18 protein-coding genes and 2 rRNA genes are annotated in these 21,615 nt (G+C 60.7%); 15 read left to right on the top strand and 5 right to left on the bottom strand.

Annotated elements, in window-relative coordinates; all coding sequences use genetic code 11:
* The first annotated feature begins 80 nt into the window (after positions 1-80).
* Both gabT and DM813_RS08335 read left to right on the top strand, forming a co-directional pair.
* Positions 81-1,361, top strand: coding sequence for a 4-aminobutyrate--2-oxoglutarate transaminase (gabT, locus tag DM813_RS08330; protein ID WP_128322953.1), 1,281 nt, complete (start codon positions 81-83; stop codon positions 1,359-1,361).
* A gap of 139 nt (positions 1,362-1,500) precedes the next feature.
* A complete protein-coding gene (locus tag DM813_RS08335; protein ID WP_128322954.1) occupies positions 1,501-2,709 on the top strand; it encodes a response regulator in 1,209 nt (402 codons plus the stop codon).
* Positions 2,710-2,792: 83 nt separating this feature from the next.
* On the opposite strand, the gene DM813_RS08340 is transcribed toward DM813_RS08335, so the two are convergent.
* Positions 2,793-3,782 carry a GGDEF domain-containing protein gene (locus tag DM813_RS08340; RefSeq protein ID WP_128322955.1) on the bottom strand — a complete coding sequence of 330 codons (990 nt, stop codon included), beginning with the start codon at positions 3,780-3,782 and terminating at the stop codon, positions 2,793-2,795.
* Between the two features lie 135 nt (positions 3,783-3,917).
* On the bottom strand, positions 3,918-5,102 hold the full coding sequence (gene desA / locus DM813_RS08345; protein WP_128322956.1) for a delta-9 fatty acid desaturase DesA: 1,185 nt from the start codon (positions 5,100-5,102) through the stop codon (positions 3,918-3,920).
* 149 nt (positions 5,103-5,251) lie between these two features.
* Between desA and dibA the strand changes: the two genes are divergently transcribed.
* The 6 genes from dibA (at position 5,252) to DM813_RS08375 (ending at position 11,414) form a co-directional block, all read left to right on the top strand.
* Positions 5,252-7,147 carry a phosphodiesterase DibA gene (gene dibA / locus DM813_RS08350; protein ID WP_128322957.1) on the top strand — a complete coding sequence of 632 codons (1,896 nt, stop codon included), beginning with the start codon at positions 5,252-5,254 and terminating at the stop codon, positions 7,145-7,147.
* Between the two features lie 218 nt (positions 7,148-7,365).
* On the top strand, positions 7,366-7,548 hold the full coding sequence (gene oscA / locus DM813_RS08355; RefSeq protein ID WP_128322958.1) for a sulfur starvation response protein OscA: 183 nt from the start codon (positions 7,366-7,368) through the stop codon (positions 7,546-7,548).
* A gap of 72 nt (positions 7,549-7,620) precedes the next feature.
* The gene (locus DM813_RS08360) at positions 7,621-8,628 is read left to right on the top strand and encodes a sulfate ABC transporter substrate-binding protein (RefSeq protein ID WP_128322959.1); all 1,008 of its coding nucleotides are present in this window, start codon (positions 7,621-7,623) and stop codon (positions 8,626-8,628) included.
* Between the two features lie 87 nt (positions 8,629-8,715).
* On the top strand, positions 8,716-9,534 hold the full coding sequence (cysT, locus tag DM813_RS08365) for a sulfate ABC transporter permease subunit CysT (protein WP_128322960.1): 819 nt from the start codon (positions 8,716-8,718) through the stop codon (positions 9,532-9,534).
* A 14-nt stretch (positions 9,535-9,548) separates the two neighbouring features.
* A complete protein-coding gene (cysW, locus tag DM813_RS08370) occupies positions 9,549-10,421 on the top strand; it encodes a sulfate ABC transporter permease subunit CysW (protein ID WP_128322961.1) in 873 nt (290 codons plus the stop codon).
* A gap of 3 nt (positions 10,422-10,424) precedes the next feature.
* Positions 10,425-11,414 (top strand): sulfate/molybdate ABC transporter ATP-binding protein, encoded by a 990-nt coding sequence (locus tag DM813_RS08375; protein ID WP_128322962.1) that lies wholly within the window; start codon positions 10,425-10,427, stop codon positions 11,412-11,414.
* A 46-nt stretch (positions 11,415-11,460) separates the two neighbouring features.
* On the opposite strand, the gene DM813_RS08380 is transcribed toward DM813_RS08375, so the two are convergent.
* Entirely contained in the window at positions 11,461-12,411 is a 951-nt protein-coding gene (locus tag DM813_RS08380; protein WP_128322963.1) for a LysR family transcriptional regulator, read from the bottom strand.
* Between the two features lie 143 nt (positions 12,412-12,554).
* On the opposite strand from DM813_RS08380, the gene DM813_RS08385 reads away from it, so the two are divergent.
* From DM813_RS08385 to DM813_RS08415, 7 genes are all read left to right on the top strand, one after another.
* Positions 12,555-14,897: a TonB-dependent receptor gene (locus tag DM813_RS08385; protein ID WP_128322964.1), complete on the top strand. Its 2,343-nt coding sequence runs from the start codon at positions 12,555-12,557 to the stop codon at positions 14,895-14,897.
* Between the two features lie 58 nt (positions 14,898-14,955).
* Positions 14,956-15,762, top strand: a complete 807-nt coding sequence (locus DM813_RS08390) for an energy transducer TonB (RefSeq protein ID WP_128322965.1) — start codon at positions 14,956-14,958, stop codon at positions 15,760-15,762.
* A gap of 27 nt (positions 15,763-15,789) precedes the next feature.
* Positions 15,790-16,512 carry a MotA/TolQ/ExbB proton channel family protein gene (locus DM813_RS08395; protein WP_128322966.1) on the top strand — a complete coding sequence of 241 codons (723 nt, stop codon included), beginning with the start codon at positions 15,790-15,792 and terminating at the stop codon, positions 16,510-16,512.
* A gap of 1 nt (position 16,513) precedes the next feature.
* On the top strand, positions 16,514-16,915 hold the full coding sequence (locus DM813_RS08400) for an ExbD/TolR family protein (RefSeq protein WP_128322967.1): 402 nt from the start codon (positions 16,514-16,516) through the stop codon (positions 16,913-16,915).
* Between the two features lie 176 nt (positions 16,916-17,091).
* Entirely contained in the window at positions 17,092-17,595 is a 504-nt protein-coding gene (locus DM813_RS08405) for a sigma-70 family RNA polymerase sigma factor (protein ID WP_128322968.1), read from the top strand.
* Between the two features lie 5 nt (positions 17,596-17,600).
* On the top strand, positions 17,601-18,569 hold the full coding sequence (locus DM813_RS08410) for a FecR domain-containing protein (protein ID WP_128322969.1): 969 nt from the start codon (positions 17,601-17,603) through the stop codon (positions 18,567-18,569).
* A gap of 171 nt (positions 18,570-18,740) precedes the next feature.
* Positions 18,741-21,179, top strand: a complete 2,439-nt coding sequence (locus DM813_RS08415; RefSeq protein ID WP_128322970.1) for a TonB-dependent siderophore receptor — start codon at positions 18,741-18,743, stop codon at positions 21,177-21,179.
* Between the two features lie 132 nt (positions 21,180-21,311).
* Here the strand turns inward: DM813_RS08415 and rrf (DM813_RS08420) are convergent.
* Together rrf (DM813_RS08420) and rrf (DM813_RS28980) are read right to left on the bottom strand one after the other, a co-directional pair.
* A 5S ribosomal RNA gene (gene rrf, locus DM813_RS08420) occupies positions 21,312-21,427 on the bottom strand.
* A gap of 110 nt (positions 21,428-21,537) precedes the next feature.
* Positions 21,538-21,615 (bottom strand): 5S ribosomal RNA (rrf, locus tag DM813_RS28980); the annotation flags it as partial.

Here is a 21,615-nt window from a genome sequence, read left to right on the forward strand (position 1 = left end):
TCAACGCATGCTGCCTGCAGTTGAATACCGGCCACTCTGACGTGAATCGCGCCACCTTGTGTGTGCGAATTGAGGACACTATGAGCAAGACCAACGAATCTTTGATGCAGCGCCGTGTAGCCGCCGTTCCACGCGGTGTTGGCCAGATCCACCCGATCTTCGCCGACTCGGCCAAGAACGCTACCGTTACCGACGTTGAAGGCCGTGAGTTCATCGACTTCGCCGGCGGTATCGCGGTACTGAACACCGGTCACGTGCATCCAAAAGTCATCGCTGCCGTTGAAGCCCAACTGCACAAACTGACCCACACCTGCTTCCAGGTGCTGGCGTACGAACCGTACGTAGAAGTCTGCGAGAAGATCAACGCTCGCGTTCCAGGCGACTTCGCCAAGAAAACCCTGCTGGTTACCACCGGTTCCGAAGCCGTTGAAAACGCCATCAAGATCGCGCGTGCCGCTACCGGCCGTGCTGGCGTAATCGCCTTCACCGGCGCTTACCACGGCCGTACCATGATGACCTTGGGTCTGACCGGTAAAGTCGTTCCTTACTCGGCCGGCATGGGCCTGATGCCAGGCGGCATCTTCCGCGCGCTGTACCCGAACGAACTGCACGGCGTGAGCATCGATGACTCGATCGCTTCGATCGAGCGCATCTTCAAGAACGACGCCGAAGCCCGTGACATCGCTGCAATCATCCTCGAGCCAGTTCAGGGCGAAGGTGGTTTCTACGTTGCGCCTAAAGAGTTCATGAAGCGCCTGCGCACGCTGTGCGACCAGCACGGCATCCTGCTGATCGCTGACGAAGTACAGACCGGCGCTGGCCGTACTGGCACCTTCTTCGCCATGGAGCAGATGGGCGTTGCTCCAGACCTGACCACCTTCGCCAAATCCATCGCTGGCGGCTTCCCGCTGGCCGGTGTGTGCGGCAAGGCCGAGTACATGGACGCTATCGCTCCAGGCGGCCTGGGCGGCACCTACGCCGGTAGCCCGATCGCTTGCGCCGCGGCCCTGGCCGTGATGGAAGTGTTCGAAGAAGAAAAACTGCTGGAGCGCAGCCAGGCTGTTGGCGAGCGTCTGGTCACCGGCCTGCGCAAGATCCAGGACAAGCACCCGATCATCGGTGAAGTGCGTGCTCTGGGCTCGATGATCGCTATCGAAGTTGTCGAAAAAGCCGGTTCCCTGGCGCCGAACGCTGCTGCAGTGGCCTCGGTTGTGGCCAAGGCTCGCGACAAGGGCCTGATCCTGCTGTCTTGCGGCACCTACGGCAACGTCCTGCGTATCCTGGTTCCGCTGACCTCGCCTGATGAGCAACTGGACAAAGGTCTGGCAATCATCGAAGAGTGCTTCGCAGAACTCGCGTAAACTGTGACGCATTAGAAGAAAACCCGCTTCGGCGGGTTTTTTTTCGACCAAAGGAAGGTAAGAAGGCTAAGGTTGCCTCTTAGGAGAGCACTTGGAAGGTACGCGGGATTGCGTGTCGTGAACTGTCGGAGATTTGAGTATGAGCAGTGCCAACCCGCCCACAGCGCCCTGCGTGCTGATTGCCGAAGGCGATCCCTGGGTACGGGAGATGCTCAGCCAGATGTTGCTCAGCGTGCGTTGCGACGCCCGCGTACAGGTCTGCGCTGATGGCTCCCAGGCGCTCGCCGCACTGTCCTGCCAGCCTGACCTGATCATTGCCGCGCGTGAGTTGCCAGGGGGTGATGGCCTGGACCTGCTGCGCAACGTACGGGCCAAGGGGCGCCAGCCGATACTGCCGTTCATTCTCATGAGCAACCGCAGTGATGTTGCCAGCGTGCGCGAAGCACTGCCGTATGCGCCCACGGCTTACCTGAGCAAACCCTTGAACATGGACAGCTTGCGTCATCGCCTGGAAGAGCTGCTGCTCAAGGTGGGCGAAGAGATCGCCTGCCCGGTGGTGCCGTTGCAACCGGGCATGACTCTGCAGCGTTTTCTCGAAGGACGCCGGGCGACGGCCGATGGCGGGCCGTTGCTGGCCGACGTGCAGCAAGCGATCAAGCGCAGCCTCAATCCGCAAGGCCTCAACCTCAAGACCCTGGAAGAAGAAATCCGCAACGACCCGCAAATTACCGCGGTGCTGATCGCCGCCGCCAACAGTGCCGCATTGCACCGCGACGGCGCGGTGCAAACCTTATTGCAGGCGTTGAACAAACTGGGGACCACCCAGAGCATGAACCTGATCCTGGGCCTGGCACTCAAGCGCAGCGCCAGGCTCAGTGATCCGTTGCTGTCCGGGCATGCCGAGCATTACTGGGCGCTGTCGTTGCACACCGCCGAGTACGCGCGGACCCTGGCGCGAATGCTCGAACTGGATCAGGAGCGCTGTTACTGCGCCGGCTTGCTGCATTGCCTGGGTGACCTGGCGCTGCTGCGCTGTTTGCAGGAATGGCGCTTGTCCGGGGGTGAGCTGGATGAAGACAACATTGCGCTGTCGCTCAACGAGTTTGCCGCCGCCTTTGGTTCCGCACTGCGCACGCGCTGGCGCTTGCCGCTGGAGCTGCGCGAGTTGATTGCGGCGATCTACCAGCTGGGCGGGGGCGTGTACTCACGTGAAGCGCTAGTGATGAACCTGGCCGGGCAACTGGCACGCTTGCCTGCCGATCAGGGCCTGGAGACGCTAGCCGAAAGCAGGACGGCGCGCTTGCTCAAGGTGGGGATGCCGGAGCTCGGGCGGTTGCGCAAGACCTGACGGCCAATCGCCGACTTCGCCAACCTCACAATTAACGGGTGAACCGCATACCTGTGGGAGCCGGCAACGCCGGCGACGGGTGTTTAGCCAATCACGATCTGGTTTTTGCCCTGGCGCTTGGCCTGGTACATCGCGGCGTCAGCCCGGGCAAACAAGCTGTCCAGGGTTTTGTCGTCGTCAGTCATGCCCGTCAGCCCCTGACTTACTGACACACCAAACGTCTGCTGCTCATGGCTGAAACTCAAGCGCTGGATTTCCCGTTGCAAGCGCTCGGCAATTTGTTGCGCGATCTGTGGCGTACAACCGGGGAACACCGCAGCAAACTCCTCGCCGCCAATACGCCCGAACAGGTCGCCACGACGTAACACGGCCTTGCCGGTATCGGCGATACGCTGCAGAACAGAGTCGCCCATCTGATGGCCGTAGGTGTCGTTGATCTGCTTGAAGTCATCGATATCCAGCAGCAGAAAAGCCAACGGCGTCTGATCCCGCCTGGCGCTTTCAAACGCCTGCTCGGCACTGTCGAAGAAGTGCCAGCGATTGCTGCTCTGGGTCAGGACGTCGGTGGTAGCCAGGCGCTGCAGTTCACCTTCAAGCAGCTTTTTTTCGGTGATGTCTTCGGCCATTCCGACCACAATCACCCGGTGGCTGTTGTCCGTCTGCTGATTGATGAAGCACTTGTCGCTGAGCCAGCGCACCTTGCCGTTGGCGTCGATGATGCGGTATTCGCGGTCTTCCACAGCGCCTTTGACCAACACTTCGGCGAGGCTACGCTCGGCGTACTCCAGATCGTCGGGGTAGATGCTGTCACGCCACTGGTTGTAGTCGGCAAGCAGCAGGCCGGCGGGGCGACCGAAGATTCGCTCATAGGCGGGGCTTACATACAGGACCTGCCGCGACTCCCAGTCAAACGCCCAGAGTACGGCGTTAACGCTGTCGAGCAGCGAGCTGAACAGTTGTTCGCGCTCGCTCAAGCGCGCCACTTCGCCTTGGGCGTGCATCAGCGCCAACAGTGTCTGGGCCGCTTCTGGCGGCTCGCTGTGGCAGTGGGACGTCGGTTTCTTATTGACCATTTGCGCGGAACTTCTCACACAGAGGCGGGCGGCCACGACCCGGCCCGCCACGCAGGCGTTAAGCCAGTCAGAGTGAGAATAGGCGGTGAAGTTCCTGATCGCGCGCGCCCCAAGGGGGCGCGCCGATCAACGGCATCAGCTCAGGGCCGGCCGCAGGGAGTAGGTTTTCAGCTGGGCTGCAAAATCACGCAGCGACTGGATACCACTGGCTTCGGCTTCGTGTACCCAGTCTTTGATAGCGGCCAGCATATCGTGGCCATTGGCACTGGTGCGTGCCCAGATCTGCTGCAAGGCCAGGCGCTTTTCGTAGATAGTCTTGAGCGACTGGCTGTGCTCGAGCATGGTCTGGATACGTACGTGGTGACGGTCTTCCAGCAGGCTGGTTTCCCGCGACAACAGGCGTTTGGCGCGACGGAACTGATGGCGTACCGAGTCGTCGACCCGGGCCAGTTCCTGTTTGACCAGCGGCGCGATCACCAGTTTGCGGTACTGGGCCATGATCTGGAAGCGGTTGTTGAGGATCGCCATGGCGGTGTCCATGTCCAGCTGACCTTTGCCTTCTACGCGGTGGGCGATCGGTGCGATGCGCTGCACCTTGGCCAGGCGCAACCAGCAGAACAGCTTGATCCAGGCCCAGCCCATGTCGAACTCCCAGCGCTTGACCGACAGCTTGGCCGAGTTGGGGTAGGTGTGGTGGTTGTTATGCAGTTCTTCGCCGCCGACGATGATGCCCCACGGCATCAGGTTGGTGGCCGCGTCGCGGCATTCGAAGTTGCGATAACCCACGGCATGGCCAAGGCCATTGATGACGCCGGCGGCCCAGAACGGAATCCACATCATCTGCACCGCCCAGATGGTGATGCCCGCGGTGCCGAACAACAGAAGGTCGATGACCGCCATCAGGGCAATTCCGCCCATCTTGTAACGCGAATAGAGGTTACGCTCGATCCAGTCTTCAGGGCAGTTCTTGCCGTAGATACGCAGTGTTTCGGGGTTCTGCGCTTCTTCGCGGTACAGCTCGGCACCCTTGCGCAGCACGGTCGACAGGCCCTTGATCACCGGGCTGTGAGGATCGTCGACGGTTTCGCACTTGGCGTGGTGCTTGCGATGGATGGCCGTCCACTCGCGGGTGTTCTGCGCCGTGGTCAACCACAGCCAGAAACGGAAAAAATGCTTGAGCCCGGCGTTCAGCTCCAACGAGCGGTGAGCCGAATATCGGTGCAGGTAGACGGTGACACTGACGATGGTCACGTGGGTCATGACCAGCGTAACTGCCAGCAATTGCCAGGCCGACAAGTTGAGTAAACCTTGGTACCACATAGGCGTAAGGGCCCTCTAGAACATAGGGAACAGCGGCAAGCATTATCCCTGCACGAGCGAATAAAACCAGTCGGCCTTTTAGATAGGAGGTCACGGGATGTTTCTACCCTATAATCCCCCAATATTTTCTGTGGGCTTGTCAGGACCTTATGTCTGATCCTTTTCGAGACGCCTTGCGCATGGCTGCGCTTTATCTGGTGTTGTCTGTTCTGTGGCTGGCACTTTCTGATCAATTATTGAGCAGTCTTTTCGATAATCCTCAGCAACTCGCCCGCTGGCAACTGATCAGCGCCTATGCCTGGGTGCTGTGCAGCGCCCTGCTGATTTTCTCCTCCCGTGCCCGCCTGCTGAATTTCATCGGCGTCGGCGCTCGCCTGCGCCGCGAAGACCGTGAACGCCTGCGTATGGCGGCGGCGGTGTTCGACAGCACCCTTGAGGGTGTGCTGGTGACCGACAGCGAAGGGTTGATCGTGCACGTGAACCGCGCGTTCATGCGCATCACCGGGTATGACAAGGAGGAAGTCATCGGCCAGCGCCCGAACAAGTTCAAATCCGGCCGCCACGATGCCGCGTTCTACCAGGAGATCTTCGCGACCCTGGCGCAAAAGGGCGAATGGAGCGGCGAGATCTGGAACCGGCGCAAGAGCGGCGAGGTGTACCCGCAATGGCAGACGATCTGCTCGATCCATGATGACTGCGGCAAGCTCAGTCACTATGTGGCGGTGTTCAGCGATATCAGCGCAATCAAACACACCGAGCGTGAGCTGATCTACCTGGCCCACCATGACCCGCTGACGGACTTGCCTAACCGTTTGCTGTTCAACGACCGCGCCGAGCAGGCGCTGGCAACAGCCCAGAGCAACAAGCGCGGTTGTGCGCTGCTGTTGCTGGACCTGGACCACTTTCAGAGCATCAACGACGGCCTCGGCCACAATGTCGGCGACCAGTTGCTCAAGGTCGTCGGTGAGCGCCTCAAGGCCCTGCTGGGCAGCGGCGTTACCCTGGCTCGCCTGGGCGGCGACGAGTTTGCCGTACTGACCGAGCAATGCCCGCAGGTCGGCCCGGCTGCGGCGCTGGCGCAAAACATCATCGATGCGATGAAAGAGCCGTTCATCCTTGATAACCAGCGCCTGTTCGTCAGCGTCAGTATCGGTATCAGCCTGTTCCCCAGCGACGCCTTGAGCGCCGAACAACTGCTGCGCAATGCCGACTCGGCGCTGTTCAAGGCCAAGGCCAGTGGTCGTGCCGGTTATGCCTTGTATACCGAAGAGCTGACAGCCCATGCCCAACAGCGGGTCGAGACCACAGCCGAGCTGCGCCGGGCGCTGGAGCAGGAAGAGCTGAGGGTTTACTTCCAGCCGGTGCATGACCTGCGCAACGGCGCGATGATTGGCGTCGAAGCCCTGGTGCGCTGGCAACACCCGGAGCGCGGCCTAGTACCGCCAGGTGAGTTCATTCCGATTGCCGAGCGCTCCGGGCTGATTGCCGAGATCGATAACTGGGTGCTGCGCCAGGCCTGCTCACAGATGGTGCAGTGGCAAGCCGAGGGACGACAGCTGCTGTATGTGGCGGTGAACATTTCCAGTCGCCTGTTCAGCCAGCGCGACCTGTACCAGCAGGTAGCCAAGGTGCTGCATGACACCGGCCTGGATCCGGCATTGCTGGAGCTGGAAGTGACGGAAAGTGCGGTGATGGACAACCCCGAAGTCGCACTGGAACAGCTGCATCGCCTGCGTGAGCTCGGGCTGCGCCTGGCCATCGATGACTTCGGCACCGGGTACTCGTCACTGCTGCGCCTCAAACGCCTGCCGGTACAGAAGCTCAAGATCGACCAGGGTTTTGTCGCCGGGCTGCCGCACGACGAGGACGATGTGGCGATTGTCCGGGTGATCATCGCCTTGGGTAAGAGTATGGGCTTGCAGGTACTGGCCGAGGGCATCGAGCAGGTTGAACAAGCGCAGTTTCTGCTCGAATACGAATGTGAGCTGGGACAGGGTTACTGGTTCGGGCGGCCGGTTCCCGCGCAGCAATTGCGCTGGAACTGAGGGTCTGATCGCTGGCAGGTCAGCACCTGCGCAGGTGCTGGCGCTGTTGGCGATGGATTGTAGAGCAAGGCAAAACCTTGAAATATTTTTGGTTATATAAAAATTCTTAAATAGTATTTTTAAGAATATTCAACCCCCCCTAAGATTGCCCTCAAGCCAGGTGCAGTCGCCCTCAACTTCGCAACTGCACGGCATCCCTTATTCACAGGAGCACGAGCATGAGCGCATCTCTGCGTAGCGTTGACGGTCAGGACGAAACCACCATTCTGCGCGAAATCCAGAGCGCCTTGCGCGACCTGCGCTTTGGTGCCGTGGAAATCACCGTGCACAACGCTCAGGTCGTCCAGATCGAACGCAAGGAAAAGTTCCGTCTGCAAAACCCCGGCAACAAGCCCAGCTGACTGTTGGAGCGGGCCTGCCCCGCGATGAACGCGCCATCTAATTAGAAAAATACGCCAATCGGGAGCTTCACCATGTCCATCCGCCGTTATGCCCTGGCCGCACTTGCCAGCGCCGTTTTTGCCGGTTCCGCCATCGCCAAGGACTACGAGTTGTTGAACGTGTCCTATGATCCGACCCGTGAGCTGTATCAGCAGTACAACGCCGAATTCATCAAGCACTGGCAGCAGGCCAACCCGAGCGACAAGGTAAAGATCCAGCAATCCCACGGTGGTTCGGGCAAACAGGCCCGGGCAGTCATCGACGGCCTGCGCGCCGACGTGGTGACCCTGGCCCTGGCCGGTGACATCGACGAAGTGGCCAAGCTTGGCAAGACCCTGCCGGACAACTGGCAGACCCGCCTGCCGGATGCCAGCACTCCGTACACCTCGACCATCGTGTTCCTGGTGCGCAAGGGCAACCCCAAAGGCATCAAGGACTGGGGCGACCTGGTCAAGAACGACGTTTCGGTCATTACTCCGAACCCTAAAACCTCCGGTGGTGCACGCTGGAACTTCCTTGCCGCCTGGGCCTACGGCCTGAAAGCCGGTGGCAGCGAAGCCAAAGCCCAGGAATACGTGAAGGAGTTGTTCAAGCACGTACCCGTACTGGACACCGGCGCCCGTGGCTCGACCATCACCTTCGTCAACAACGGTCAGGGTGACGTGTTGCTGGCCTGGGAAAACGAAGCCTTCCTGGCGCTCAAGGAAGACGGTGGTGCCGACAAGTTCGACATCGTAGTGCCGTCGCTGTCGATTCTCGCCGAGCCACCTGTGGCAGTGGTCGACAAGAACGCCGAGAAAAAGGGCAACGAAGCGATCGCCAAGGCTTATCTGGAGTACCTGTACAGCCCGGCCGGACAGAAGATTGCCGCAGACAACTTCTACCGTCCACGTGACGCCAAAGTGGCCGCCGAATACGCCAAGCAGTTCCCGAAACTTGATCTGGTGACTATCGACAAAGACTTCGGTGGCTGGAAGACTGCCCAACCCAAGTTTTTCAATGATGGTGGTGTGTTCGACCAGATCTACACGGCCCAGTAATACATGGCCGCAAGGATAATCGCCGTTCAGTAGCCAGCATGGGCCCGGGACTCGTCCCGGGCTTCGTGCGTTCAACCAGGGACCTTTATGTCACGTCGTATCTCCCCCGTCATACCCGGCTTCGGGCTGACGCTGGGCTACACCTTGGTGTACCTCAGTCTGATTGTGCTGATACCGCTGGGAGCCATGTTCGTACATGCCGCCCAACTCACCTGGGAGCAGTTCTGGGCCATCGTCAGTGCGCCGCGCGTTCTCGCCGCACTCAAGCTGAGCTTTGGTACTGCCCTGTGCGCCGCCATCATCAATGGCATCATCGGCACGTTGCTGGCCTGGGTACTGGTGCGTTACACCTTCCCCGGGCGCAAGATCATCGAGGCGATGATCGACCTGCCCTTCGCTCTGCCCACCGCCGTCGCCGGTATCGCCCTGACGGCGCTGTATGCACCGGCAGGCCTGGTTGGCCAGTTCGCCACCGACCTCGGTTTCAAGATCGCCTACACCCCGTTGGGCATTACCCTGGCGCTGACCTTCGTCACCCTGCCGTTCGTGGTGCGTACGGTGCAGCCGGTATTGGCCGACATCCCGCGGGAAGTTGAAGAAGCCGCTGCCTGCCTCGGCGCCAAACCCTTGCAGGTGTTCCGCTACGTGCTGCTGCCAGCGCTGCTGCCTGCCTGGCTGACCGGTTTCGCATTGGCGTTCGCCCGCGGTGTCGGTGAGTACGGCTCGGTGATTTTCATCGCCGGCAACATGCCGATGAAAACCGAAATCCTGCCCTTGCTGATCATGGTCAAACTCGACCAATACGATTACACCGGCGCCACTGCCATCGGCGTCTTGATGCTGGTGGTTTCCTTCATCCTGTTGCTGCTGATCAACCTGCTGCAGCGGCGCATCGAAACCCCTTGAAGGAGGCCACGTCCATGTCTGCATCCACCCTTGGCGCGGCCGCTTCGGCCAACGCCGCCCGCCGTGGCAGTGCTACTTCACGGCGAATCCTGATCGGCCTCGGCTGGTTGATCTTCGCCCTGTTCCTGTTGCTGCCGCTGGTGATCGTGGTGTCTCAGGGCCTGAAAATGGGCCTGGGTACCTTCTTTGAGGCGATCTTCGAGCCTGATGCCCTGTCGGCCCTGAAGTTGACCCTGATTGCCGTGGCCATCTCGGTGCCGCTGAACCTGGTGTTCGGTGTCAGCGCGGCCTGGTGCGTCAGCAAGTACACCTTCCGTGGCAAGAGCATCCTGGTCACCCTGATCGACCTGCCGTTCTCGGTCTCGCCGGTGATTGCAGGTCTGGTCTATGTGCTGATGTTCGGTGCCCAGGGCCTTTTCGGGCCATGGTTGCAGGATCACGACATCCAGATCGTGTTCGCTTTGCCGGGCATTGTCCTGGCGACCATCTTCGTCACTGTGCCGTTCGTGGCCCGGGAGCTGATCCCGCTAATGCAGGAGCAGGGTACCCAGGAAGAAGAAGCCGCACGCCTGCTGGGCGCCAACGGCTGGCAGATGTTCTGGCATGTCACCCTGCCCAATATCAAATGGGGCCTGATCTATGGCGTGGTGCTGTGTACCGCACGGGCCATGGGCGAGTTCGGCGCGGTGTCGGTGGTCTCCGGGCACATTCGCGGGGTGACCAACACCTTGCCGTTGCATGTCGAGATCCTCTACAACGAATACAACCATGTCGCGGCCTTCAGCGTGGCCAGCCTGTTGCTGATCCTGGCGCTCTTTATCCTGCTGCTCAAGCAGTGGAGCGAGTCCCGCATTAACCGCCTGCGCCATAGCGCAGCGGAGGAATAATTCATGTCGATCGAAGTTCGTAACGTCAGCAAGCGCTTCAACGCTTTCCAGGCCCTGGACAGCATCAACCTGGATATCCACAGCGGTGAGCTGGTGGCATTGCTCGGCCCGTCCGGCTGCGGCAAGACCACCCTGCTGCGCATCATCGCCGGGCTGGAAACGCCCGACCAAGGCAACATCGTATTCCACGGTGAGGACGTTTCCGGCCACGACGTCCGTGACCGCAACGTCGGTTTCGTGTTCCAGCACTACGCCCTGTTCCGTCACATGAGCGTGTTCGACAACGTTGCCTTCGGCTTGCGCATGAAGCCCAAGGGCGAGCGCCCAAGCGAGAGCAAGATTGCCGAGAAGGTCCACGAGTTGCTGAACATGGTCCAGCTGGACTGGCTGAGCGACCGTTACCCCGAGCAACTGTCTGGTGGACAGCGCCAGCGTATCGCCCTGGCGCGTGCTCTGGCAGTAGAGCCCAAGGTACTGCTGCTGGACGAACCCTTCGGGGCACTGGACGCCAAGGTGCGCAAGGAGCTGCGCCGCTGGCTGGCGCGCCTGCACGAAGACATCAACCTGACCTCGGTGTTTGTGACCCACGACCAGGAAGAGGCCATGGAAGTCGCTGACCGTATCGTGGTGATGAACAAGGGCGTGATCGAGCAGATCGGCTCACCGGGCGAGGTGTACGAGAACCCGGCCAGCGATTTTGTCTATCACTTCCTCGGCGACTCCAACCGCCTGCACCTGAGCGAAGGTCATCATGTGCTGTTCCGGCCGCACGAAGTGTCGCTGTCACGCCATGAGATCGAAGGTCACCACGCCGCCGAGGTCCGCGATATCCGCCCACTGGGTGCGACGACCCGGGTAACGCTGAAGGTGGAAGGGCAAAGCGAGCTGATCGAAGCCGAAGTGGTCAAGGATCACGACAGCCTGAGCGGGCTGGCCCGTGGCGAGACGCTGTTCTTCAAGCCCAAGGTATGGCAGAAAGTCGCCAATATCTGATCGCTGTTGACACCCATCGCCGGCTTGCCGGCGATGGCACCCCAGCTCAAATCGCCAGGTGTTCCAGGCTGCGTGCATCCAGGGACTGGTCCGCCTGATCAGTACTCACAATCTGCTCGATCATCGCCTCGGCCAGCGGAGATAAACGCAAGCGTGCCCGGCTGACAATCCCGTAGCGGGTGTACAACTCCTCGCAGTCTTCCCCCAGCCCGTCGATAGTCAACCGCACCAATGCCCCTGCAGCGGAGTGCAGCGCATCGCTGTTGGCGGTACAGATACCGATGGCGTTCGAGCTGAGCACCACGCCCAACAGGCTGTAGCTGTTCTCGCACTCAACGTTGGCGACAAACTCCGGCTGGCCACTCAGGTCACCCAGCACCTTGCGCAAATTGGGCGGCCTCAGCGTCGCCGCAAGCGGGTACTGCAACAGCGCCTGCGCACTGACACTGGCCTGCCCCGCCAACGGATGCCCGGCACGGCAACAGAAATACCAGCGCCGTGGCCGCAGACGTCGCGTGTGGTAATCGGGGTCCGCTTCGAACTGGCGGGTGTCGGCTACAAAGAACTCGAACTCCTCGGCCAGCAACCGCTTGTTCAGGCTTTGCCAGTCATCGACCTGGAACAAGACACGCGCATTCGGGTAGCGGCCGATGAAGCCACCAATGGCCCGTGGTACCAACCCCGCCGCCGGCGCCGGGCCACAACCAAAGCGCAGCTCACCGGCCTCCAGGCCATTGAACTGACGAATCTCATTGCTCAACAGGCGCGCGCCACTGACCAGGCGCCGCGCATGTTCGAGCACCACCAGGCCCTGTTTGGTCCGCGGCAATTCCTTCTGCGAGCGATCCACCAGCAAGCACCCGGCACTGTGCTCCAGGGCCTGGATGCTGCGGCTGAACGCCGACTGCGAAAGGTTCACCGCGCTGGCCGCGGCAACAAAGCTGCGGTGTTCGGCGAGCGCGATCAGGTGGCGGAGCTGGCGTAAGTCGATATGCATTTTTCACATAAAAAGTATCGGGCAAATGCATTTGCCTTGCCTCTGTTGCACTCCTTATAAAGGCAATCACTTATTCAGTAAATGCATGTTGAATCATAAATAAATAACTTTCAGGAATATAGATTCCTGGCTAGGAGCCGCCCATGAGGCCGATCGATCGTCCCGCCCCCCTTTCTTCTCGACGGCTCCAGCGTTTGCCCATGGCTTTGTTGCTGGCGGGCAGTGCACATTGGTTACCGGTTCAGGCAGCCGAGCCGGCAAAGCCGGCGGTGCAGGCCAGCGACAGTCAGCTCAAGACCGTTACCGTGACGGCACGCCGGCGTGAGGAGAGTGCCCAGAGTGTGCCAACGCCGATCAGCGTGCTTGATGGCCAGGCCCTTGAAAGCCAGCGGGTCTACAGGATTCAGGACCTCCAGCAACTGGTACCAAGCGTCAACGTCGCGTACATGCATGCGCGCCAGTCCAGCGTGTCGATTCGTGGCCTGGGCAACAACCCGGCCAGCGATGGCCTGGAAGGCAGCGTCGGCTTCTATCTGGACAACGTCTACCTGGGCCGCCCGGGCATGGCGGTATTCGACCTGATGGACATCGAACAGCTTGAAGTCCTGCGTGGTCCGCAAGGTACCTTGTTCGGCAAGAACACCACGGCCGGGGTGATCAACATCAGTACCCGGGCACCGAGTTTCACCCCCGAGCGCAGCATCGAAACCTCGGTGGGCGAAGACGGCTACTTCCAGACCAAGGGCACCGTGTCCGGACCGTTGAGCGAAACCCTGGCCGGACGTTTTTCCGCCTATCGCACCCGCAACGACGGCGACATCAAGAACGAATTTGACGGCCATACCCTCAATGGCGGCTCGCGCCAGGGCTTTCGCGGCCAGTTGCTGTACAAGCCCAGCGAACAGTTCAACCTGCGCTGGATCGGTGACTACAACGAAGAAGACTCCAGTGCCGGTACCCGCCTGCTGTACAGCACCGGACCGACCATCAATGGCGTCAACCGCTACGAATCCCGTGCCGCTGCAGCCGGTGCCACGTTGATCGATGGCAGCAAGCGCAAGGTCAACCTGGACAGCGATCAACAGGTCACGGTGTTCCAGGGCGGCACCTCGCTGGAAGCCAACTGGACCCTGGACAACGACTTCACCCTGACCTCGGTCAGCTCTTACCGCTGGTGGGATTTCACCCCGCGCAACGACGAAGGTCTGAACGTGCCCGCAGCGTATAACTCCGGGGTATCGGTACGCGATAAACAGTACTCCCAGGAGTTCCGCCTGGCCTCGCCTACCGGCGGCTTCTTCGATTACGTCGTCGGCGCCTACTACTTTGGCTCCGATCTGGATAACGAGTCCTTTGTTTACTACGGCCCACAGGCGGATATCTGGAATGGCACCCCGGCCGGCGCCCTGGCCAATGTCACCACCCTGGGCAAGGGCCACATCAAGACCGACAGCTTCGCCCTGTTCGGCCAGGGCACCTGGCACCTGACCGAGCGCCTGGACTTCACCGCCGGCATACGCGGCACATATGAGGAAAAAAGCGCCTGGGTGGATCGTGCCGCGCCAGCCGGCGGCGCTGCCGTCACCGGTGCAGCCGCCGTGGCCCGGCAGGGGCGTGTCGGCGCCTATGACTCGGGAGACCTCAACCAGTACAGCGCCAGCCCCTCGGGCTTGCTCAACCTGAGCTACCGCTTCACCGATGACCTGCTGGGTTACGCCACCTTGTCCCATGGCGAGAAGTCCGGGGGGGTCAACCTGGCGGTGGCGACGGCGCCCGTGGCCGGTGCCGACTCGCTGCTGGTCGGCACCGAGCGCGCCAACAACGCCGAACTGGGTCTCAAAAGCACGCTCTGGGACCGCCGCTTGCAGCTCAATGCCAACCTGTTCTGGACCGAGGTGCATGGCTACCAGACCAACGCCTACGACGAAGCCAACCGCGTGCAGTACCTGACCAACGCAGGCTCGGTACGCTCACGCGGGGTTGAAGTGGAAAGCACCCTCGTGCCGGTGCGGGGCCTGACCCTGAACCTCAACGGCTCCTACAACGATGTGCGTTACCTCTCCTACAAAGACGCCCCGTGCGCCCCCGAAGTGGCCCTGCAGCCAGGCGCCCCGGCGGCCTGCGACCTGACGGGGCATCAAGTGGTCGGCGCCTCGAAGTGGATCGGCAACGCCAATGGCCAGTACCAATGGGACCTGGACAACGGCCTGCAGCCTTACGTCACCGCCAGCTATGCATTTCGCTCCAAGGCCGTGGGCACCGTCGAAGACTCCGACTTTGCGCAGATCCCCAGCTACGCCGTGGTCAACCTGTCCACCGGCTTGCGCGGTGATCTGGGCCAGGGGCAGTGGGATGTTTCGCTGTGGCTGAAAAACGCCTTCGACAAAACCTATTACACCACCCTCTGGAGCGCTGCCAACGGTGGCTATGAAGGCTTGGCAGGTACGCCAAGAACCCTGGGTGTGACCGGCCGGTATGACTTCTGAAGGCGCTGCGAAGTGCACGCCTCGAACACATTTGCAGCGAAACCCCAGGAGCTGATCTATGGGTAATGTCCACAACACCGCCACTGCGCTCGACGTACGCTGGCGCCAGACACCCGGTGGCGAGCTGATCGACCTCGGTCGGCCCCATCGCGAGCCACTGGCACAACAACGCTTGCAACGTTCCCCGAAAAGCGTGTTGGGCCGCCGGGAAAAAACCTTGCTGGTGTTCTTCGCCCTGACCCTGCACGGCGCCGTGGCCTATTGGCTTAGCCAGGCGCCAACACCGGTGTTGCCGGTGGTACCGCCGGAAATACCGCCGATGACGATCGAGTTTTCGCAACCGGCGCCACCGGTGGTCGAGCCGCCACCACCACCCCCGCCTCCGGTGGCGGTTGAGCCGCCACCGCCGGTCGTCGATGAGTTGGCGGCAAAGCCTGCACCCAAGCCCGTGCCCAAGCCCAAGCCAAAACCGGTGCCCAAGCCCGAACCCAAGCCAGTGCCCAAACCGGCCCCGAAAGCAGTCGAGCCACCTCCGGCACCACCACGCCCTGCTGCGCCGCCGGCACCACCCGCCCCTGCCCCGGTGACGCCGGCTTCAGCCAGCGCCGGGTACCTGAAGAACCCGGCGCCAGAGTATCCGGCGCTGGCGCATCGGCGGGGCTGGGAAGGCACGGTTTTATTACGGGTACATGTGTTGGCCAGCGGTAAACCCGGCGAAATCCAGCTGCAGAAAAGCAGTGGCCGCCAGCAACTCGATGACGCGGCGCTGGCAGCAGTCAAGCGCTGGAGTTTCGTCCCGGCCAAGCAGGGCGATGTGGCCCAGGACGGCTGGGTCAGCGTACCGATTGAATTCAAGATCCATTAATTCGCGCCAACAGAGAGAGTACTGATCATGACGTTATTGGCATCCCCCCTCGAATCCATCGAAAGCGCGGTGATCTGGCTGCTGGTGGGCTTCTCGGTCATCACCTGGGGCCTGGCCCTGGTAAAAGGCGTGCAGTTCGTGCGCTTGAAGAATCAGGATAAGCGTTTCCACCAGCAATTTTGGGCGGCTTCCAGCCTGGACACCGCTGCCGCGCTAAGTGAACACGAGCCTGGCGCAGCGGCGCGGGTCGCTCAGGCCGGTTCTGCTGCCATCGCAGTTGGCGAATCGGGCCAAGCCAACGACCTGAGCCAGGCGATCAACCATCAGGATCGCCTGGAGCGTGCCTTGCGCCAACAGATCGTACGCGAACGCCGGTCGCTGGAAATCGGCTTGGCGGTACTGGCGAGTATCGGTAGTACCTCGCCCTTCATCGGCCTGTTCGGCACGGTCTGGGGCATCATGGAAGCCCTGAAGGGGATTAGCGCCGCGGGTTCCGCCAGCCTGGAAACCGTTGCCGGGCCAATCGGGGCAGCACTGGTCGCCACCGGGGTGGGCATTGCCGTCGCCGTACCGGCCGTGCTGGTTTACAACTACTTCCTGCGCCGCCTGAAGCTGGCCGCCGCCGACCTTGATGACTTTGCCCATGACTTCTACAGCCTGGCGCAGAAGAGTGCCTTTCGTGTGCTGGTTCACCCGACGGCCTACAAGCCGGTCGGCAACAGTGCACAAAAAGTGAAGGAGGCTTCCTGACATGGCCTTCTCAACCCAGGACAGCGATGAAGTACTCAGCGAAATCAACGTAACGCCATTGGTCGACGTCATGCTGGTGCTGTTGGTGGTGTTCATTGTCACCGCGCCGCTGCTGACCAACGCAATTCCTATCAACCTGCCGAAAACCGAAGCCGTAGCGCCGGTTGAACAGAAGGATCCGCTGGTAGTGAGCATCGATGGCGGCGGCAAGCTGTTCATCAACAAGGATGAAATTCAACCCGACCTGCTGGAGTCCAGCCTGCAGACGGCCAAGGCCAAGGACCCTGAGCTGCGCGTGCAACTGCAAGCCGATGATGGCGTGAACTATGGAGAAGTGGCACGTGCCATGGCCTCGATCGAACGCGCGGGAATTACCAAGTTGTCGGTGATTACCGCCCGCTGAGCAATACCCCTCAGGCAAAACTTCAGGGGCCATTCCTCGGCAGGGGGTGGTCCCTTTTTTTATCCCCCTCTCAGCGCAGGCGAGCCTGTGCCCGATCCAACAACAGTTGCAAAATATTCTCGGCACGCCAACAATGAGACTAATTATCATTTATAACCTTTTCCGCAGCGCCCCTCATGCCCTCTCCCGAGTCCGTGCATTCGCTTTACAGTCACCACCACAGCTGGCTGAACGCCTGGCTGCGCAGCAAGCTGGGTAATGCCGCCGATGCTGCGGACCTGGCCCAAGACACGTTCGTGCGCCTGCTGCAGCGCCGCGAGCAGTATGAGCTGAACACCCCTCGGGCGTTTCTGCGTACCATTGCCCGGGGCCTGGTTATTGACCACTGGCGGCGAGAAGAGCTTCACCGGGCCTACCTCGAAGCCCTCGCTCACCTGCCCGAGGCAGAAGTGCCTTCAGTTGAAACCCGCGAGTTGCTGATGGAATTGCTCGAACGTATTGCACGGATGCTCGACGGCCTCAAACCGAAAGTGCGCCGGGCATTCTTACTGGCCCAATGCGAAGGGCTGACCCACAAGGATATCGCCGAACAGATGGGCATTTCCCTGCGCTCGGTTGAGCGTTATGTCGCAGATGCGCTCTATCACTGCTACCTGCTGCGCTACGAGTCGCAGGAGTAGCCGCAGTGGCCACACTGAATCCAGGCCCGCGGGTGGTGAAACAGGCCATTCACTGGCTGCTCAAGCTGCGTGAAAGCGGTAATAGCCCGCTGTTGCAGCACCAATGCGAGCAATGGCGCGCCGCTCATCAGGACCATGAGCTGGCCTGGCAACGGGTGCAATCGCTGCACCAGGAATTGAACCTGCGCGCTGTGCCCGGAGCTAATGTGGCTTTGCAGACCCTGGAGAGCGGTACGCAACGGCTGCAGCGGCGACAGGCACTGAAGCTGCTCGGGGGCGTGGTGATGCTCGGGTCTGCCGCCTGGTTGGGCAAGGACGTCGATGCGCTCAGCAACTGGACCTCGGATTACGCCAGCGCAACCGGAGAGCGACGACGCTTTGACCTGCCCGACGGCTCGGTGCTGCAACTCAATACCGACAGTGCCGCCGACCTGGCCTTTGATGCCAGGCAACGGCTTATCCGCCTCAAGCGCGGCGAGATGATGCTGACCTGCGCAAATGACGCGGCCAGCGCTGTCGGTCGACCACTGCTGGTGCAAACCCGTCATGCGCTGCTGGAAGGCTTTGATGGCCGCTTCGTAGTACGCCAGGACGAAACCTGTACACAGATCAGCGTCAGTCAGGGCAATGTCGCGTTTCACGCGCCTGGCGCCTTGCAATGGGTGACCGCTGGCCAGTCGCTGCGTGTGGATGCGCAAGGTGCCAGTCTGCTTCAGCAACCAGAAATGGACGCCAGCGCCTGGACTGAAGGCCTGGTTGTTACTCGTGATATGCGCCTGCGTGCGTTCCTTGCTGAAGTCGGGCGCTACCGGCATGGCTTTGTCAGTTGCAGCGATGAGATCGCCGACTTGCGTCTGTCCGGGGTGTTCCGCCTTGAGGATACCGACCAGCTGTTGCAACTGTTGCCACAGACCCTGCCTGTCAACGTCAGCTATCGCACGCGCTGGTGGGTCCGCCTGGAACGACAGGCCTGACGCGCCCGATGCTTCTGGCGGGTTTTTCTCTCGAGTCCGGCTAGGACAGTAAGCGACTCCTCCTGCCCTTACTGACTCAACGGATGCTTTCCAATGCGTAATGCTTTGCCCTTGCTGCGGCACAACAAGCTGAATGATTTTCAACAGGCCTTAGATAATCAACATCGCAGCATGCTGGGCAGGGCCATTCGTGCCGCCCTGCTCGGCACCGCGCTGGGTGTTGGCGTGCTTCCCACCCTGGTTCTGGCCGACCAATTCGGTAGTGTCAGCCAGCAGTACAACATCCCGGCCGGCTCGCTCAATGAAGTGCTCAATCAGTTTGCACGTCAGGCCGGCATCACCTTGTCGAGCACACCGCAACTAACCGAAGGGTTGCGCTCTCCCGGTCTCAGCGGAAGCTACAGTACCGATCAGGCCTTGCGCCAGTTGCTCAACGGCTCCGGGCTTGAAGCTGACAACCAGGACGGCGGCAACTACGTCCTGCGCGTCCAGCCACAAGACGCCGCCCTCGCCTTGCCGAGTACCGAAGTACGCGAGTTCGCGCTGGGCAATGCCCTGGGCAGCATGGAAGGCTACAACGCCACGCACAGCCAAGTCGCCACCAAGACCAGTGCCCCGATTCTGGAAACTTCGCAGTCGGTATCGGTGGTTACCCGACAGCAGATGGATGACCAGGGCGCGCAGACCGTTTCGCAGACCATGCGCTATACCCCAGGTGTGCTGACCAACCCGTATGGTGCAACGCACCGCTATGACTACGTGGCGATGCGCGGCTTCAATGACGGTTCTGTGGATAACATCTACCTGGACGGCCTCAAGTCCATGGGCGATAGCGGCACCTACAGCACCATGCAGGTAGACCCGTACTTTCTCGAGCGGGTCGACATTCTCAAGGGGCCGTCTTCGGTGCTTTATGGTCGCAGTTCACCCGGAGGGCTGGTCGCCCTGACCAGCAAGAAGCCACTGTATGAGGCCTACCACCAGGTTCAGGCCACGGTCGGTACCCAAGGTCAACGCGGCATGGGTTTCGACTTCAGCGGCCCGCTGGACGACGATCAACGCATCGCCTATCGCCTGGTCGGCCTCGCTGATCAGTCCGATACCCAGTTCGATCACAATGAAGAAAAGCGTTTTGCCCTGGCGCCGACGCTCAGCATCAATTTCAGTGAAGATACGTCGCTGACCCTGCAAGCTTATCTGCAACACGATCCGGATGGCGGCTATCACGGTGGCGTGCCAGCCGACGGTGCACTGCATCAACGTAACGGCCAACGCATTTCAGATCACTTCTTCGAAGGCGAGCCCGGCGTCGACAGCTATGAGCGCAACCAACAGTCATTCGGCTACCAGTTCGAACACCGCTTCAACGACGTGCTCACCGCTCGACAGAACTTCCGCTACCTGGATTCGACAGTGAAGATGGACCAGGTGTACGCCTGGGGCTGGACGACACCGACCAGCAACGAGTTGAACCGTTACTACACCGGCGGCGACGAGAAGCTGCACTCCTACATTATCGACAACATGCTGCAAGCCGAATACTTCATCGGCAGCGCCAAACACACCACACTGCTGGGACTGGACTATCAGCGTCGCAAGACGGTGGTGGACTGGAACAGTGGCTCACTGGCGCCGATCAATGCCTTTGAGCCGCAGTACGGCAACGACGCCATTACGTACTACAACCCCACCAGCTACCTGCGCCGCCTGCAGCAAACCGGCGTGTATCTGCAGGACCTGATTGAACTGGACCAGTGGCGCTTCTCGCTGGGCCTTCGCCAGGATTGGGTGAAAACCTCGGAAGAGAACCGCATCGAAGAAGCCAGCCGCCCAGTGGGTACCCGGATCAGTGACGATCGCACCAAGCTGACCGGGCGCGCTGGCGTGCTGTATCTGTTCGAGAACGGCATTGCGCCGTATATCAGCTATTCCGAGTCGTTCAACCCCAACTCCTATGCCGACCAGAATGGCAACCCGCTGGCGCCGACAGAGGGCACGCAGTGGGAGGCAGGTATCAAGTACCAGCCACCGGGTAGCGACAACCTGTTCACCGCCTCGGTGTTCCGCATCGAACAGGAGAACCTGGCGTCCAAACTGCCTCAGGAGGAGTTCTACCGGCCTGTTGGCCAGGTGCGCTCCCAGGGCCTGGAGCTCGAAGCCCATGTGCAGGTCACCGATAACCTGAAAGTACTCGGCAGCTATACCTTTACCGACATCGAGTACTCCAAGTCGATGCCCAGCACCCTGTATGGCAGCGACCTGAACAACAAAGGCAACTCGCCAACCCAGGCACCGCGCAACATGGCGTCGCTATGGGCCGACTACAACTTCCGCCAGGGCACCCTCGACGGCCTGCGCCTGGGTGGCGGTGTGCGTTATGTGGGCTACAGCTGGGTTGATGCAGAAAACACCATGAAGGTGCCCTCCTATACCTTGTTCGATGCCTCGGTCGGCTATGACCTGGGCAAGCTGGGCCTGAAGGGCGTGGATGTGCGCCTGAATGCCAACAACCTCACCAACGAAAGCTACATCGCCTCCTGTGCCAGCCTGAGCTATTGCTACATGGGTGAAGAGCGCAATGTCAGTGCCACGGTCAGCTATCAGTTCTGACCCTTACGGCTAAAACGACAAAGCCAGCGCCTGGGTTCAGGTGCTGGCTTTTTTGTGTCTGCCTGGTCCTTCGCGGCCAGCCAGAAAGACAAAACCCCTGTCTGCAGCGCAGACAGGGGTTCTGGAATTGAATCTTGACGATGACCTACTCTCACATGGGGAAACCCCACACTACCATCGGCGATGCATCGTTTCACTGCTGAGTTCGGGATGGGATCAGGTGGTTCCAATGCTCTATGGTCGTCAAGAAATTCTGTGTGCCGGTCCGTCGTGTTCGACGTGCCAGCGAATTCTTGATGCTTCTACCTTAAAGACAAAACCCCTACCTGCGTGTGCAGATAGGGGTTTCGGAATTTAATCTTGACGATGACCTACTCTCACATGGGGAAACCCCACACTACCATCGGCGATGCATCGTTTCACTGCTGAGTTCGGG

The sequence above is a fragment of the Pseudomonas alkylphenolica genome (assembly GCF_004025535.1).
Classification (GTDB): domain Bacteria; phylum Pseudomonadota; class Gammaproteobacteria; order Pseudomonadales; family Pseudomonadaceae; genus Aquipseudomonas; species Aquipseudomonas alkylphenolica_A.